General features: G+C 63.9%; 15 protein-coding genes, 1 tRNA gene and 1 pseudogene. 9 read left to right on the top strand and 8 right to left on the bottom strand.

All coding sequences use genetic code 11. The annotated features are described in order from the left end of the window. Positions 1-57: 57 nt before the first annotated feature. The 3 genes from J2R78_RS12140 (at position 58) to J2R78_RS12130 (ending at position 2,314) form a co-directional block, all read left to right on the top strand. Entirely contained in the window at positions 58-1,053 is a 996-nt protein-coding gene (locus J2R78_RS12140) for an NAD(P)H-dependent flavin oxidoreductase (protein WP_375167015.1), read from the top strand. 178 nt (positions 1,054-1,231) lie between these two features. Continuing rightward, entirely contained in the window at positions 1,232-1,474 is a 243-nt protein-coding gene (locus J2R78_RS12135) for a hypothetical protein (RefSeq protein ID WP_076825188.1), read from the top strand. Between the two features lie 108 nt (positions 1,475-1,582). Continuing rightward, complete coding sequence (locus J2R78_RS12130; RefSeq protein ID WP_253604590.1) at positions 1,583-2,314, top strand: hypothetical protein; 732 nt, start codon at positions 1,583-1,585, stop codon at positions 2,312-2,314. A 41-nt stretch (positions 2,315-2,355) separates the two neighbouring features. On the opposite strand, the gene J2R78_RS12125 is transcribed toward J2R78_RS12130, so the two are convergent. Continuing rightward, positions 2,356-2,652, bottom strand: coding sequence for a hypothetical protein (locus tag J2R78_RS12125; protein ID WP_253610078.1), 297 nt, complete (start codon positions 2,650-2,652; stop codon positions 2,356-2,358). Here J2R78_RS12125 and J2R78_RS12120 point away from each other — a divergent pair. Continuing rightward, positions 2,624-3,022: pseudogene (locus tag J2R78_RS12120) on the top strand (TetR/AcrR family transcriptional regulator); the annotation flags it as partial. The gene J2R78_RS12125 and the pseudogene J2R78_RS12120 overlap by 29 nt on opposite strands. A 3-nt stretch (positions 3,023-3,025) precedes the next feature. Here J2R78_RS12120 and J2R78_RS12115 read toward each other — a convergent pair. From J2R78_RS12115 to J2R78_RS12105, 3 genes are all read right to left on the bottom strand, one after another. Continuing rightward, a complete protein-coding gene (locus J2R78_RS12115) occupies positions 3,026-3,280 on the bottom strand; it encodes a hypothetical protein (protein WP_141340215.1) in 255 nt (84 codons plus the stop codon). A gap of 163 nt (positions 3,281-3,443) precedes the next feature. Then, on the bottom strand, positions 3,444-3,695 hold the full coding sequence (locus tag J2R78_RS12110; protein ID WP_253604589.1) for a hypothetical protein: 252 nt from the start codon (positions 3,693-3,695) through the stop codon (positions 3,444-3,446). A 654-nt stretch (positions 3,696-4,349) separates the two neighbouring features. Then, positions 4,350-5,219 (bottom strand): VOC family protein, encoded by an 870-nt coding sequence (locus J2R78_RS12105; RefSeq protein WP_253604586.1) that lies wholly within the window; start codon positions 5,217-5,219, stop codon positions 4,350-4,352. A 967-nt stretch (positions 5,220-6,186) separates the two neighbouring features. Between J2R78_RS12105 and J2R78_RS12100 the strand changes: the two genes are divergently transcribed. Both J2R78_RS12100 and J2R78_RS12095 read left to right on the top strand, forming a co-directional pair. Continuing rightward, positions 6,187-8,433 (top strand): TOMM precursor leader peptide-binding protein, encoded by a 2,247-nt coding sequence (locus J2R78_RS12100; RefSeq protein ID WP_253604584.1) that lies wholly within the window; start codon positions 6,187-6,189, stop codon positions 8,431-8,433. Between the two features lie 92 nt (positions 8,434-8,525). Next, on the top strand, positions 8,526-9,902 hold the full coding sequence (locus J2R78_RS12095; RefSeq protein WP_253609806.1) for a SagB family peptide dehydrogenase: 1,377 nt from the start codon (positions 8,526-8,528) through the stop codon (positions 9,900-9,902). 133 nt (positions 9,903-10,035) lie between these two features. Here J2R78_RS12095 and J2R78_RS12090 read toward each other — a convergent pair. Beyond that, positions 10,036-10,120: transfer RNA gene (locus J2R78_RS12090), tRNA-Leu, on the bottom strand. A gap of 526 nt (positions 10,121-10,646) precedes the next feature. Here J2R78_RS12090 and J2R78_RS12085 point away from each other — a divergent pair. After that, a complete protein-coding gene (locus tag J2R78_RS12085; protein ID WP_253604583.1) occupies positions 10,647-11,219 on the top strand; it encodes a disulfide bond formation protein B in 573 nt (190 codons plus the stop codon). Between the two features lie 270 nt (positions 11,220-11,489). On the opposite strand, the gene J2R78_RS12080 is transcribed toward J2R78_RS12085, so the two are convergent. Both J2R78_RS12080 and J2R78_RS12075 read right to left on the bottom strand, forming a co-directional pair. Further along, positions 11,490-12,575 (bottom strand): AbrB family transcriptional regulator, encoded by a 1,086-nt coding sequence (locus J2R78_RS12080; RefSeq protein ID WP_375167014.1) that lies wholly within the window; start codon positions 12,573-12,575, stop codon positions 11,490-11,492. A 327-nt stretch (positions 12,576-12,902) separates the two neighbouring features. Continuing rightward, on the bottom strand, positions 12,903-13,184 hold the full coding sequence (locus tag J2R78_RS12075; protein ID WP_168857374.1) for a PsiF family protein: 282 nt from the start codon (positions 13,182-13,184) through the stop codon (positions 12,903-12,905). 208 nt (positions 13,185-13,392) lie between these two features. On the opposite strand from J2R78_RS12075, the gene J2R78_RS12070 reads away from it, so the two are divergent. After that, the gene (locus J2R78_RS12070) at positions 13,393-13,878 is read left to right on the top strand and encodes a hypothetical protein (protein WP_253604582.1); all 486 of its coding nucleotides are present in this window, start codon (positions 13,393-13,395) and stop codon (positions 13,876-13,878) included. A gap of 81 nt (positions 13,879-13,959) precedes the next feature. Here J2R78_RS12070 and J2R78_RS12065 read toward each other — a convergent pair whose 3' ends face one another. Continuing rightward, positions 13,960-14,517, bottom strand: coding sequence for a TetR/AcrR family transcriptional regulator (locus J2R78_RS12065; protein WP_028342569.1), 558 nt, complete (start codon positions 14,515-14,517; stop codon positions 13,960-13,962). Positions 14,518-14,698: 181 nt separating this feature from the next. On the opposite strand from J2R78_RS12065, the gene J2R78_RS12060 reads away from it, so the two are divergent. Continuing rightward, the gene (locus J2R78_RS12060) at positions 14,699-15,133 is read left to right on the top strand and encodes a thioesterase family protein (RefSeq protein ID WP_253604581.1); all 435 of its coding nucleotides are present in this window, start codon (positions 14,699-14,701) and stop codon (positions 15,131-15,133) included. The last annotated feature ends 2 nt before the right edge of the window (positions 15,134-15,135 follow it).

Here is a 15,135-nt window from a genome sequence, read left to right as displayed (position 1 = left end):
CCTCCCGCCTTTGTCTTTGGCTTTTGTCGTGCCAATGTTGGCGGCAACGCTAACACAATGACGATGGGAAGAAACAACTTGTCCGCCGATCCTCTCGCGCGTTTTCGCGGTCGCCTGCGGCTGCCGCTGATTGCAGCACCGATGTTCCTGGTTTCCGGTGTCGAACTGGTGGTAGCGGCCTGCCGCAACGGCGTGATCGGTTCGTTTCCGACGGTGAATTGCCGTGAGACGGAACAGCTCGATGCCTGGCTCGGCGACATCGCGCGCCGCCTGCAGGCGCATGCCGATGCCAGCGGTAGAGCCGCGGCGCCGATCTGCCCGAACCTGATCGTGCATCGCTCCAACACGCGGCTGGCCCAGGATCTCGCCGTGCTGCTGCGGCACAAGCCCGAGCTTGTGATCACCTCGGTCGGCTCGCCCGCGCCGGTGCTTGGCCCTCTGCACGATGCCGGCGCGCTGGTGTTCGCCGACGTCGCCTCGATCCGCCATGCCGAGCGCGCAGCAGCAGCCGGCGCCGACGGGCTCGTGCTGCTCACTGCGGGTGCGGGCGGCCAGACCGGCTGGCTCAATCCGTTCGTGTTCGTCCGCGCTGTGCGCGGCTTCTTCGATGGACCGATCGTGCTTGCCGGCGGCATCAGCGACGGCCACGCGCTCCGCGCCGCAGAGGCGCTCGGCTGCGACCTCGCCTATATGGGCACCAAGTTCATCGCGACGCGCGAGAGCATGGCGGACGGCAGGTACAAGCAGATGCTGGTCGACTCCACCGCCGACGACGTCATGCTCACGACGGCGTTCACCGGCCTGCAGACCAACATGCTGCGGCCCTCGATCGAGGCCGCCGGTCTCGATCCCGACGACCTGCCGGCACGCGGCGCGATAGACATCGGCAAGGACATCGACATCGGCGCCCGCGAAAGCCGCCCCAAACGCTGGCGCGATATCTGGAGCGGCGGTCATTCCACCTCCGGGGTGACCGGGGTGCTCGGCGTCGACGAACTCGTGGCGCAGACGATCGCGGAGTATGAGGCGGCGAGCGCGCGGGTGCGGCTCTAGAGTCGCTGCTTTGACGCGTTCCCTTCGCGCCAACCGGTTGCTCGAAAGCGCGCTGGTTCGCGAAATAGCAGCACTCAAATCCCGCCCATCCGCTTAACGCGACATTAACCATGCCAGTCCCAACAATAGCGTCACGGGTCGCCACGGCTGGTCGCCCGGCAGTTTGTGGGAATGCGACATGGCCTTTGAGGCGCTCTCCAAGACCCCGGCATCGCTCGACGAGCTCCGGACCCGGGTGTTTTACGCCCTGCAGCGGCATCCGCTGTGCCGTCAGGTCGAATTCGACATTGTCAGCACGCCGCGCACCCGCCGCACCAACTGGACGGTCAGCATGCACACGGTCCAGCCCGGCGCGCTCTGGACGGCGCATGAGATCGTCGCCGATATCCAGGAGGCCTATGAGCTCGACGTCGCGGCCTGATTTTCCGGCCGTTTCGGGACAATTTCACCTATTTGGCGTCGTCACGGCACGGTACCGCCGCATTTCGCGCGCAGTTTGCGGTGACACCGGCCGGCAATGGAGTAGTTTTTGACCAGAGCCATCACCCTCGCCGCGCTGACATGCTTCCTCCTCGCCAGCGCCGCGGTAACAGCCATTTTGGGCCGTGACAGCCTGCCGGCGGCGCAGGCCGACATTGGACCGGTCGCCAACCGTGCCAGCAAGCAGGACAAGCTCGCGGTCAGCACGCTTGCCGCGGCCTCGTTTGAGGCACCCCAGCCGATTGAGCCTTCCGCCAATCCGTCTCCGCTCCTGTTGCGGGCCCAAGCCGCGATTCCGGGCGCGCCTGACACGGTGCGCCAGGCCTATGCCTCCATCGAGCCGACCGATGTCGGCCTGCCGAAGATCACCGACCCCGTCGATGCGGCTCAGCCGAAGATCGCCGAGCCCGCACCCGCGCCGGTCGCCCCGGCGCCGCCGAAGTCCAAGGCAGCCGCCAAGCCGGCGCCGCAGAAGAGCTACGCGCTGCTGAGCGACGCCCAGATCGCCGGCATCAAGGACCGGCTGAAGCTGTCGTCGTCGCAGGAATATTACTGGCCGGCGGTCGAGACCGCATTGCGCGCCGTCGCCCGCAAGATCCACGCCAAGCGCCAGGGCGATCTCGCATCCGGCAGCATGCCGATCGATCCGGACTCCGAGGAGGTCCAGCAGCTGAAGTCGGCGGCGATGCCGCTGCTGTTCCAGCTCCGCGAGGATCAGAAGAACGAGGTCCGTTCGCTGGCGCGCCTGATTGGCCTCGAACGTGTCGCTGCGATGATCTGAGCGGCAGGGTCCGGCCGAAGCGGATCTGCGCTCCTTGTGCTCTAGCGGGCCTCCAGCGGCCGCAGCTTCTCCACCTTACCCTGGGTTTCGACGAGCAGCTGTTTCATGAAGTCCTTGTTGCGCTTCAGCCAGGGCTCGAGCGTCTGCCTGACGTCGCTTGGCGACTTCTTCTCGATGGCTTGCGCCAGCCGGGTCTGAAACGTCCCCCAATCCTTGAACATCTCCTTCAGCAGCGCATCGTCGGAGATGTTGATGGCCGACTTGATGTCGCCGACGGTTTCGAGCTCGCGCATATTGCCCTGTCGCAGGCGGCAGACCACCAGCCTGCTGAGTGACATCCTCGAGGATGCCAAGCGGCCGCCATTGGATCGGCTGCGTTCGCTGGTGCACGCCTTCATCCGCTCCGAATGCGAGGAGGCCGCGGTGCGCGTCGCGCTCAGCGACGCCGCGCCGCTCTATCGCGATGCGCCCGAGGCGCGCGCGGCACGGGCATCGGGCGAGCGCATCGTCGAAGCGTTCATGCGCGCGGCATCGCCGAAAGCGTCCGGCGCGGTGCGCGCGATGGCCGGCGATTTGATCACGACGACGCTGAGCACGGTGGGCAAGGATTTTTCCGAGAGCCCGCGAACGCCCGCCGAGATCGCGACCTATGCCGACGCCATGGCCGACATGTTCTGCGCGTATCTGAGGAGTCTCGGAAAGCGCTGAAGTTCACAGATAGTGCTTGGCGACCAGCAGAAACCCGAGCACGCCGCCGGTCACAGCGAAAACCGTCACGCCATTGCAGAGACTGACGTAAGCGGCCGACCAGTAAGAAACAGTCTGAGCGGCCGTCGCAACTTTTTTCGACTTCTGGGGCAAGCCAATTGGCTCCTGAAAAAGGCGCCGCCATCTGGTCAACACAGATGACGGCGCCCGTCTGAGGGCTTCAGGGCGAAACCCTGCTGCAGCGTAAGGTGCGATCATGAACGGTTCGTATACCGCCCGGCTGTCGCAAGCTCGCATGTCAGCTGAAGCGTCGAGGTTCCCTAAAGCATCATCCGGAAAAGTGCGCAGCGGTCTTCCGAAAAGATCATGCTCAAACAAGAGGCCAAAGCGCGATGACGATTCGACCCAATCTCATCGCGCTTTAGAACGAAGCGTAGGCATTTCGAAATGCGATGGCGCCAGCCAGCGAGCGCGGCCGCGTGCGCACGGCATGCCCGTCGTTGCCGCTCTGCACGATCCACTGGCCGTTCTCCTGACCCACGATCTTGCCGACGTGGTGACGCCAAACCACGATGGTGCCGACCGAGGGGCCGCCGACATTGGTGCCGTAGCTTGCCCAGGATCGGGCCAGATTGAATTGCGGACCGGGATCGCTGCCGACCTGGGTGCGCATGAACCAGCCGCACCACGCAGCTGGGCGACCGGAATGTGCAGAGTGCCGATGGTGATGGTGACGGCCGCGGGCTTCGGCAGTTGAAGCGAACGCCAAAAGAACCGCCACAGCGGCGAGAAGTTTACGCATTACAAAGTCCTTCTTGCTGTTGGCAGACCATCCATGTTGTGGGGGGAAGCGCAGCGATGATCTGCGATTGGCTTGCGAAGCGACCGCATCGGTCAGGCGACGCATAACGAAGGCGGGGCATGGCCCGCGCAGGCGTTTAAGAAACGGGCTATGGCCAAAATATGGCCGGTACGTCCCGTCAGGCGGCCGCGACACTGCCGAAGACGTCAGGCTTGGTCCACGCAATGGCTGCTAATTTGATCACCGCGGTTGTGCTCTCGGACAGCGACGCGTTGTCGAGCCGGCTAGCCTAGGATCGGCTGCCGATCGTGAGTCAGTGCGGTGTGGTGATTGTAAACAGTCCGTCTTCGCTTTCGCGTTGCTCGAGCTTCGCCGGACACGCTTCGCCCTTGCAGGCTTCGCGGCCGCGCCACGCGAAGCCTGCAAAGGCGAAGCGTGGTGCACCATTCAGAATACAAATGCGCAATCTACCTAATTCAAATACCTGTATAATTCTGCTGCGGACAAGGTCGACACGTTTCCGACCTATCGCTTGGTCTTGTGAAGGACCAATTTGCCCTGCGAAGCGACATCACCCCACCTGGCGGACCAATTGAGTTCCGAGGCGGAGGGTCGCTCAGTGCCTTTCTGATCCCAAGCTCCCTGTAGCGCAAATAGAGCCCCTTGGGGATCGGCACATCGCAAGATCCAGCAACCGTCGGGCAACTCGATTGGACCTTGGAGGACCCGGCCCCCGCCAGCATCAACGCGCTTGGCAGCCGCACCGATGTCGTCGACATTGAAGTAATAGAGCCAGCAGGGTTGCGATACGCTCGGAAGTTTGGTGAGCATTCCGCCGATCGTCTGGCCGGCCGCCGAAAACAATTCGTACAGGTCGGCCGGCCCGGTTTCAGCGTGAGCCTTCTGCCAGCCAAGAAGCTCGCCGTAAAACGGGAAGATCTTGTTCCGGTCTTCAGCCAGCAACTCGTGCCAGCCCACGCGCCCAGGCTCGTCCAATCCGCTGGGTTGCCGTTGGCCATATGTCAGCCCGGAAACCAGTGCAAACGTCGCTCCTTGCGGATCGGCGACCACCGAAATTCGGCCAATATTGCTGGCGGTCGGCGTTACCAGAATGGCGCCCCCACGACGGCGGATCTGCACGGCTTTCGCATCCACGTCATCGACGGCGATGTAGCCGACCCATCTCGGCCTCGCTCCCAATCGCAGCCCCTCTTCCGGGAGAGGCATGAGTCCAACTGCCGGGGCGTCGCCTGCAGTAAGCAGCGTATAGGCGAATTCCGGAGTCGACGCATCTTCCACCGCCCAGCCGATGACCTTGCCATAAAAATCAGCTGCTGCCGGCATGTCCGTCGTCAGCAACTCATACCAGGCGAAGCGTCCGAGTTGATCGACCAAGCTAATTTCCCCGTTCAAGCGGGCCGACGATTGCGCACTGCATCAAATTGCACCCGTTGCAATCCGCTCCACGGGCGCGGATTGTCGATTTAATCGACCAAATTGCGCGATATCGTTCATGAAGATGAATGCAATCAGAACGAGCTCTATTACATTTTGTGTATACCGTAATTCTTGTCTGCCTCGTTCGCTCGGCGTAAGATCGTGCTTCGGAAGTCCTTTCTTCCAAACTGGGAGGATGCGGCCATGCAGCGGGCGAAGCAAGCTTCGAGAAAGAAGCGAACGACCAACGCCGCGGTACCGGCGCTGGGATTAGCCGGTCTGACTTTTTCGCTCGCGGGCAGCGCATATGCCTCCGCCGTGCCCTCCGGCGACGTTCAACACAAGCCGAACTTCGCGCCGGGCCATATGACGACGCTCAGTGAGGAAGAACTCGCCGACGTCAGTCTCGCCACCTTCCACCTCAATCTCATCGACGATGAAAGCGTCGGAGGCCGCGTGCTGCTCGCGCGGGGATGCGGTGGTTGCCGTGGCTGCGGAGGCGCCAGAGGTTGCGGAGGCTGCAGGGGGTGCGGAGGATGCAGGGCCTGCAGAGGCTGCCGCTGCGGTGTCGGTTGCGGTGGATGTGGCGGCTGCGGCGTTGGTTGGATCGGCGTAGGCGTGCCATTGGTCTCATGCGCAGGCTGCTGTGCATCCTGGGGCCGCTGCCGCTGGTGCTAGCGCTCACTGACTGGGCGTCGACACGTCGCGATTTCATTGGCCGGGCGCCCGAACGACCCGGCCAATTTTTTGCTTTCGTTATACATTCGCCGCGCCTGGCTGATCAGCTTGCCGACGGTGGGCGAGTGTGATCCAAATTGCTCGCAGAATGCCGGTGGCCGAACGCGGCGCACAAGTCGCGCAATGCCATGGTTTGCCGCGCTCCGGCGATCGGAAGTGACTGCAACAGGATCAGCGTGCCGCCCCGATGACAGTCAATGGCAAGAGCCGCACCGCGAGGCAGAGCCGCAAGGGCATTTTGCGATTCGCGCCGAACTTTACCGCTTATGTGATTCCTCCCGATGTGGTCTGCCTCTACTCCGAGAACCGCAAATTCTTCCTGCATGGTGATCTCTATTGTGCGGTGGCCGCGGCGATCGGCAAAAATGGTAAGGCTGCACCAGAGATCGTTCGGCAGCTCTCAAAGAATTTTCCCGCCGACAAGATCGAGGAAGCGATCAGGCGGCTGCTGGAGCGCCGATATGTCGTAAGCGGAGCGCCGCACGCGTTCGCAGGCGCCGTCGATGGATATTGGGCGAGTCTCGGCCTGCCCCCAGAGGTCGCAAAACAGAATCTCCGCGATTGCCCCGTGCGGGTCGAAGCCATCGATGTCAAAGGCGCCAACGAACTTGCCGCGGCCTTGAGCAAGCTCGGTGTTCGGATCACCAAGCGGTCGCCCAAGCTCACGATCACACTGGCGAACGACTATCTTGACCGGCGGCTCGTCGAATTGAACGGAAAGCGCTTTGGCGATGGGACGCCCTGGCTGCTGGCGCAGCCGTCCGGCGTGTTTCCGCTGGTGGGACCCGTGTTCAAGCCGGGCGAGAGCGCCTGCTGGACTTGCCTGTTCGATCGCATGATACGCAATCGGGAGATCAAGGGATTTCTCGATCGCAGAGCGGCGCAGGTGGTCGCCGTATCGCCCCTGGTCGGCGACGCCGTCGGACAGATCGGCATCCACTTCGCTGCTGTTGAAATTGCAAAAGCGATTGCCTCGGGATTTCGTACCGATCTGCGCGATCACATCGCAAGCTTCGACCTGACCGGTGCCGTCATTGCCAAGCATTACGTCGCGCGACGCCCGCAGTGTCCTACCTGCGGCAGCAGGAAGCTGCAGAGTCCGCGCCGGGCGGCAGCGCCGATCGAGATCGCGGAGGGCGGAAAGCTCGTCATGACCAGCGGCGGTTACCGCGCCGTGACGTCGCGAGCCACCGTAGCACGGTTCCGCAAGCACGTCAGTCCGCTGACCGGCGTCGTCTCGCGGCTCGAGCGGATCGAGGCCGATCTGCCGATGAACACGAACTTTTTCGCCTACCACAATTTCTCGGCGCCGGCCTGGAACGTCGACCAGCTCAGATCCGGATTGAGCGGCGGCAGCTTCGGCAAGGGCTCCACAGCCGAGCAGGGCGAGGCCAGCGCGTTGATGGAGGCGATCGAGCGCTATTCGGGTATTTTCCAGGGCGACGAGATCAGGACGAAGCGCCGCTTTGTCGATTTCGCTCCCGGCGCCGCTCTTCTTCCCAACGAAGTACAGCTTTTCAGCAACGCGCAGTTTCAAAACAGACATACCTCGCAGCCGGACGATTCACATCTGGTGCCTGAGCCGCTCGATCCCTCGACCAAGACGGAGTGGTCGCCGGTCTGGTCGTTACGGGACAAGTGTTTCAAACATCTTCCAACGGGCCTCTTGTACTTCTTCTATGGCGGCTTCCACACGGATTCCAACGGATGCGCGGCCGGCAACACCCGGGAGGAAGCCATCGTTCAAGGCTTCCTCGAACTGGTCGAACGCGACGCCTACGCGATCTGGTGGTACAACCGGCTGCAACGTGCAGAAGTCGACCTCGCGCAATTCGAAGATCCCTATGTGCGGGATCTGCAAGCCCAGCTTGCCGATGCGGGGCGCAGGCTTTGGGTGCTCGACATCACCAGCGATCTCGGTATTCCCTCTTACGTGGCGATCATCCATTGGATGCAGAACGGACACGAAAATATCGAATTCGGTTCCGGCTCACATTTCGATCGCCGCATAGCCCTGCTGCGTTCCCTCACCGAACTGACCCAGTTCATGTCGATTGGCATGATGGGCGGCGGAAGTGGCGAGAAGCCGACGCTGGACGGTGTCACGCCGCTGCGACTGGACGATTATCCGTTCCTGATCCCCAGCGACAATCCGATCGTGCCGTCGGCGCCGAGCCTCAAGGTTCACGACAACGCGCGCGACCAGGTCAATGCCTGCATCGAGATTGCCACCGGCGCGGGATTTGATTTCCTCGTGCTCGACCAGACGCGGCCCGATGTCCAGGTGCCCGTCGTCAGAGTGCTCGTTCCGGGGTTGCGACATTTCTATCGCCGCTTCGCGCCCGGCCGACTTTACGATGTTCCGATGAAGCTCGGATTGCTGAATCGTCCGCGACTGGAAAGCGAGCTCACGCCATTCCTTCCACACACCTGAAGGCTGGCTCGTTGCGCAACTTCCGGAAAACGAAGCTCAGGAAGATCGCACCCGTCATCGTCGCCCGATTGAACGGTCGTTGCTCCCTTCACATGCAGGCGGACGGAAGCATCGCTGCAGGCTTGGGCGGCTACTCGATCAATCTGGGACAATTCAGTGCGGCAGCGGTCGACCGTGCGGGACATCTCACCAGCGGCCTGCCGCTCGCCTCCTTTGCGGGCAAAGGCGTCCTCGCGAGGCAGGTTCATGCCCTCGTGCGGCGACTGGCAGGGCATGGACTTCTCGAATACCGCTTATGCTCTCCGCGTGACGAGCAAGACCTCGTGGTCATCGAGCCGCAGGTCGCCGAATACTGGCCACAACGTGCAAAGCTGGGGAACGGTGATACCATTGTGCTGTCGCGCTTCGCCTATCTGCGCCGGCGCGGCAGCGAGATGGTGCTGGAATCACCGCGCGCCGGCGCGCTGTTTCGGATTTTCGATCCCGCCATCGCTGCCACCCTCGCTGCCCTGTCGCGGCCTCAGAAGATCAGCGAGCTTCGCCGCCATGCGGCCTCCGCGAACCTCGATCTGCTCGGATTGCTGCTCGACAGCAAGATGCTGATTAGGCTCAATGCGAAAGACGGCGACGGCCTTCGGGTGAATGAAGGCGACGGCAATCTCGTTCTCTGGGACTTCCACGATCTCGTGTTTCATACGAGGAGCACGGAGGGCCGGCACACCAATCCAGTTGGCGGCGCGTTCACCCATGCGGGCGTCGTTCCACCGCTACCCGCGGTGCGCCCGCCTTGGCCCGGCAAGAAGATCGACCTCGGCAAATTCTCCACGTCGGGGTCTGTCTCGCACTTCGCGAAGCTGTTGCGCGAACGCCATTCAATACGAGATTTCGACGACCAGCATCCGGTCACGCTCGCCGAGCTCGCGCAGTTTCTCGACACGACAGCCCGCGTGCTGTCGGAATGGAAGATCGGCGCAGATTTTGACGGCGGTCCCGAGGTCACCTACAGCGCAAGACCCTATCCGTCGGCAGGCGGCGCGTATGAGCTGGAACTATACTTGGCGGTCTTGAACTGCGGGGAGCTTGCACGTGGACTTTACCACTATGACGCGGGCAGCCACGCGCTTGTCGCGATCGACACCTCCGCCCAACAACTCCAAGCGCTTTCTACGGCGGCCGAGTTTGCCATGGACGCATCCGGTCCACCGCAGGTCTTGATCACGATCGCCGCGCGCTTTGGGCGGATCTCCTGGAAATACAGCTCAATCGCATATTCGTTGATCCTGAAGGACGTCGGCAACCTGATCCAGACGTTCTATCTGACGGCGACCGACATGGGCCTTGGTGGCTGCGCAATCGGCACCTGCAACATCGATCTGTTTGCAAAAATGACGGGGCTTGAATTCCACGTGGAGGGCCCGGTCGGTCAATTCGCGCTCGGACGCGGCAGGAAACCGGCCCCCTCTAGCTAAGGGGAGGTCTTTGGAATGTTTACGGCCTGGATCGCACGCGAATGGCGCCCAGCGGCAGGATTCGGCTTCGCCCTTCGGGCTACGCCGGGACGAGCCTTCATGCGGATGGCTTGTCGGCTACGGCTGCGCTGAATGGTGCCCCTGGCCGGAATCGAACCAGCACTCCTTGCGGAACTCGATTTTGAGTCGAGCGCGTCTACCAGTTCCGCCACAGGGGCATTCGCAACGGTCCCGGCCGGGAAGGCCGGGGTCGCGAAGCGCGGCGGACTATAGCGGGCGGCCCGTCATGGTCAACCCGCGCGGGCGGGATGTCCCGCACCCCGGCAGCGGAATTTCCGGTGGGTGTGACCCCGAGGACGACGCAAGGCCGTTGCCGTCCGTATGGCAGTCACGGAAGAGTTTGCCCGGCGGCGGCAGCCGCTGCCACTGTCCCCAAGCCTGGCCGCGGCTGCGGCAACCTACTTCGAGACGGAGGCGCGAGCGTAACGGTATTGTCCGGTTCGTCGATCTCGATGACGTACATGAACGCAGGCTGCTCAATCCGAGTCTTTTCTTTTCCGATGAGTTGCAGGCGGCGATGACCCAGTGGGGCCTGCGCGTTCCCACGCATCACCGACTGAACGCGATCTGACCGCGGCGGACGGCGGCCGTCACGGTCAACCCGCGCGGATGTGATTGTCCCGCGCCTCGACAGCGGTATTTTCACGCGATACGACCGCAATCGACGACCTTGGAGCAGGGCCCATGACCCTCCCGAACGATGCTCCCCGGAGGACCGACGTGACGATTGCCACCGCCCATCCGTCGCATGCTTCCGCCGCCGGCAATCCGGCGCTGACCTCGTCGCTGGCGATTGCCGTGATCGCGGCGGCGACCCTGGCCGGCGCCTGGTTCTTCCAGCTCGTGCTGGAGATCACGCCCTGTCCGCTCTGCCTCGAGCAGCGCTATGCCTATTACCTCGCGGTGCCGCTCGGCGCCCTGGTGGCGCTCGCGGCCGCCCGCGGCGCGCCGCGTCCGGTGCTGCTCGCGGGCCTTGCGATCCTCGGCCTCGCCGCGCTCGCCAATGCCGGGCTCGGCACCTATCACGCCGGTGTCGAATGGGGGTTCTGGCCGGGGCCGACCGATTGCACCGGCCCGATGGTGGATTTCGGCAAGGCTGGCTCGCTGCTGGACCAGCTCGACAAGGTCAAGGTGGTGCGCTGCGACGAGGTGCAGTGGCGCTTCCTCGGCATCTCGCTGGCCGGTTACAACGTGCTGATCTCGCTCGTGATGGCCGCGATCGCCGGCTGGGGCGTGATGCGAGCCGCGCGGGCATAAGCCCGTAGGGTGGGTAGAGCGAAGCGAAACCCACCATCCTTGCTGCGGAACGAAGCCGATGGGTTTCGCTGCGCTCTACCCATCCTACGCTTCCACGGATAAAGCCCGCCCGTCTCTCGATCCGTCATGCTGAGGAGGCTGCGAAGCGGCCGTCTCGAAGCATGCACGGCCCGGCCGGTGGCCGTTCATCCCTCGAGACGCGCGGAGCCTGTCATCGGGCCGCGCTTCGCGCGGACCCGGTGGCGCTCCTCAGGATGACGGTTGGTAGAGCTAATCGTCGACGTCGTCCTGCGGCCGGCCGAACAGATGGATGATGCCCGGCGTCGAGATGGTGACGAACAGGAAGCGCGACAGATGATGCGCGCCGACGAAGATCGGGTCGATGTGCAGCGTCAACGCCAGCGCCAGCATCGCGTCCATCGCGCCCGGCGCGAAGGCGACCACGACATCGGCGAGCCGCACATGGGTGGTGAAGCCGATCACCGCGACGAACACGGCCGAGATCAGGATGGCAATCGCAAACGAGCCGAGCCCGGCATTGACGTGGCTGAGCAGGGTCGAGGTTTTCATCCGCGCGAAGCGGGTGCCGATGATGGCGCCGATGCCGACCAGCGCGACGTTGCGGAGCCAGGGCGGCAGGCCGCCATCGACCAGCCCGGAGCCGTGCAGCAGGCTGGAGGCGAGCATCGCGCCGAACATCCAGCTGGCGGGGAATTTGATCCAGCGCAGCAGCAGCGAGACGCCGATCGATAAGGCGACCAGCGCGACGAGGCCGAACGGCGAGGCGACCGTCGTCGGCAATGGCGGCGGCGCTGCATGCGTCACCCCGGTCAGCGCCAGCACCAGCGGCAGCGCCGCGGTCAAGATGATCACGCGCATGGTCTGCACCACCGCGATCGCCGCGACGTCGGCGCCCTTTTCCGCGGCGAGGATCGTGATCTGCGACAGCGCGCCCGGGCTGCCGGCAAGGAAAGCCGAGGTCTGGTCCCAGCCATGGATGCGTTGCAGATAGAGGCTCGAGCCGAAGGTCGAGCAGAACGTCGCCAGCGCCAGCAGGCCGATGGTGAGCGGATAGGAGCTCATGTGCTGCAGCAATTGCTGTGACATCAGCGAGCCCAGGGAGATGCCGAGCAACAGCAGCACCGATTGCGTCAGCACCGCCGGCACCGCGAGCGGCCGTCCGGCCAATGCGGCGATCGCGACCGCGACCATCGCCCCCGAGATCAGGCCGCCCGGCAATTCTGCCCACAGAAACAGCAAGCCGCCGACGGTGCCGATGACGAGGGTCTCGAGCCCGTTCAGGACTTTGCTGCGGTCGGGAATGGCCGTTGCCATCGAAGCGCGGATCAGGGTCACGCCGCCTTATGGCAAATTCGCGTGAACGCGACAAATGCATCTCGCGCTTGCAGCATTGCGCTCCGGCTCGCCCGGCGCACAGATTTTCACCCTTCGAAACGGGCCGGGGATTGCGATCAGTATCGCCACAAATTCGTCATGACGGGGCAGAAGCGCGAAGCGCGTCTTCGCGCAGGTGTCCCGGCCATCCACGCCTTTCCCACGCGCAATCCAACACGTAGATGCCCGGCACAAGGCCGGGCATCACGGGTTCGTCGAGGGATCGAGCGCAGTTGCGACTGCCCTCCCCGATGGGAAGAGCGAATCGCATCAAACCTGCCCGGATGTTTACTTCGTCGCCGCGGGCGCAGCGGCGGCGCCGCCCGACTTCTCCTTCTTGCACTCGGAGCGGAATTTCTTGCGCTCCTTGCCGTGCAGCCCCTTGGCGTCGGCTTCCTTCGAGCATTCCAGCGACTCGGCGGTGCGCGGCTTCTTCTCGGCCGGCGCCTTGGTCTCGGCCTTCGGAGCGGCGTCCTTGGCGGCGGGCGCGGCCGTTTGCGCGAAAGCTCCGCCCATCAGCAGCAGGGAGGCCAGGGCGGTTGCGGACGCGAGCGTGGAAATCGTCTTCATGGGGCACCTCGTGAGGGAAAGAGGGCCGAAACGTCGCGCGACGATGCTGAACCGTGGATGAACATGCAGCGGTCCCGCCGCCACAATATTTTAACGCGCAGGCGCGCAGGCGCGTTGTCGCAAGTCGGGGTTGCGCTAGGATAATGGTCTTACGCCAATGCTCCCCACGGGAAACCAACGGGAAACCAGGGATGACGGGAGACCAGCGATGACCATTCAAACCAGATTGTTGTGCGTGCTTGCGGTGTCGGGCTTTGCAGCCTTTGCGGCGAGCGCGCCGGCGCAGGCCCTGACCGCGCAGGAATGCAGCGCCAAGTACCAGGCGGCCAAGTCGGCCGGCACCCTCGGCGGCCAGAAGTGGAATGATTTCCGCAAGGCGCAGTGCGGCGCCGACGCGACCCCGGCTGCGGCGCCCGCCGCTCCGCCGCCGGCAGCCGCCGCGCCCGCTCCGGCCGCGCCGAAGGAAGCCAAGCAGGCGCCCGCCGCGGCACCGGCGGCGCCGGCAGGACCCGCCGTATTTCCGAACGCCATCGATCCCAAATACGCCAAGGAGTCCGGAGGCAAGGGACGCATGCACACCTGCGTCGACCAGTACAACGCCAACAAGGCCACCGGCGGCAATGGCGGCCTGAAGTGGATCCAGAAGGGCGGTGGCTATTACAGCGAATGCAACAAGCGCCTGAAGGGCGCCTGAGCGAGCCGACCGAGTCTGGCGAGCGGCCGGCGTAAGCCGGCCGCTTTCTGTTTGCACCGGCTCTATTGGCTGCAGCTCTCTCTACGGGTTTTCCGTGAGCAGCTTGTCCGCCGACTGCGCCAGCAATTGCGCGCGCTTGCGCGGGCCGCGCTCGAGAAACAGCAGGCTCTGGCCGAAGATGAAGCAGTAGAACAGGAAGGCCTGCGCATCGGCCTCTTCAGTCGGCAGCCCGGTGGCGCGATAGAGCTGGGCGACATTCTTCAGCCGCGCGGCATCGACGCTCGCGGCGGCGGCGGCGGCGGCCTCATCGGTGCGCGCCCATTGCCGGATCGCGAGCTCGACCGCCATCGCCTCGGTGTTCATGCGCTCCGAATACAGCGTGATGATCGCCTTCAGCCGCTCGCGCGCGCTGGCGCCGTCGAGCGCGGTGTGCTTCTCGATCGATGCGATGCGGCCGTCGCGCCAGCGCGTCAGCATGGCCTCGAGCAGCGCAGCGCGATCCCTGAAGCGGCGGTAGAAGCCGCCCTTGGTGACGCCGAGATTCTTCGCCAGCACCTCGACCCGCACGCCGTCGACCCCGCTATGCGCGAGTTCGGCGAAGCCGGCCGCGACCCAGACGTCGCCTTTGCTTTCAGTCATGCGATCTCCGCGCATCATTATGCGCAATGGGATCGTCATCACGCATTAATCGCTTGTTTGTGCATGGCCTTTTCGGAAAACCGCTTCGCACTTTTCCGGATCATGCTTTGATACGGTACCGTATTGCTAGCCTGCTTCGTCCCTGATACGCTACCGTATCAAAAATCGAAGGAGGGATCCGATGGAGGGCGAGGCGACCTATCGCGGCACGGTCTATCCCTGGCACTGCGACCATATCGGCCACATGAACGTCATGTGGTATGTCGGCAAGTTCGACGAGGCGAGCTGGAACATGTTCGCGCGGCTCGGCCTGACGCCGAGCTACCTGCGCGAGTCCAGCCGAGGCATGGCCGCCGTGCAACAGAACATCTCCTACAAGCGCGAGCTGCTCGCCGGCGACCTCGTCGAGGTCAAGAGCCGGTTGGTCGAGTTCCGCGACAAGTCGATCCGTATCCTGCACGAGATGCGCAATGCGGAGACCGGCGAGATCGCCGCGACCTGCGAGATCGCGGCCGTGCATATCGACCGTGCCGCGCGCAGATCGACGCCGTTCGCGCCGGCGATCCGCTACGCGGCGATGCCGCATCTCGTGCCGTCCGAGCCCGCAATCGCGTGACC

This window comes from Bradyrhizobium sp. USDA 4538, from assembly GCF_024171045.1.
GTDB lineage: Bacteria > Pseudomonadota > Alphaproteobacteria > Rhizobiales > Xanthobacteraceae > Bradyrhizobium > Bradyrhizobium australafricanum.
Note: the sequence above shows the minus strand (reverse complement) of the source record. Positions and strands in the feature narration are given on the sequence as shown.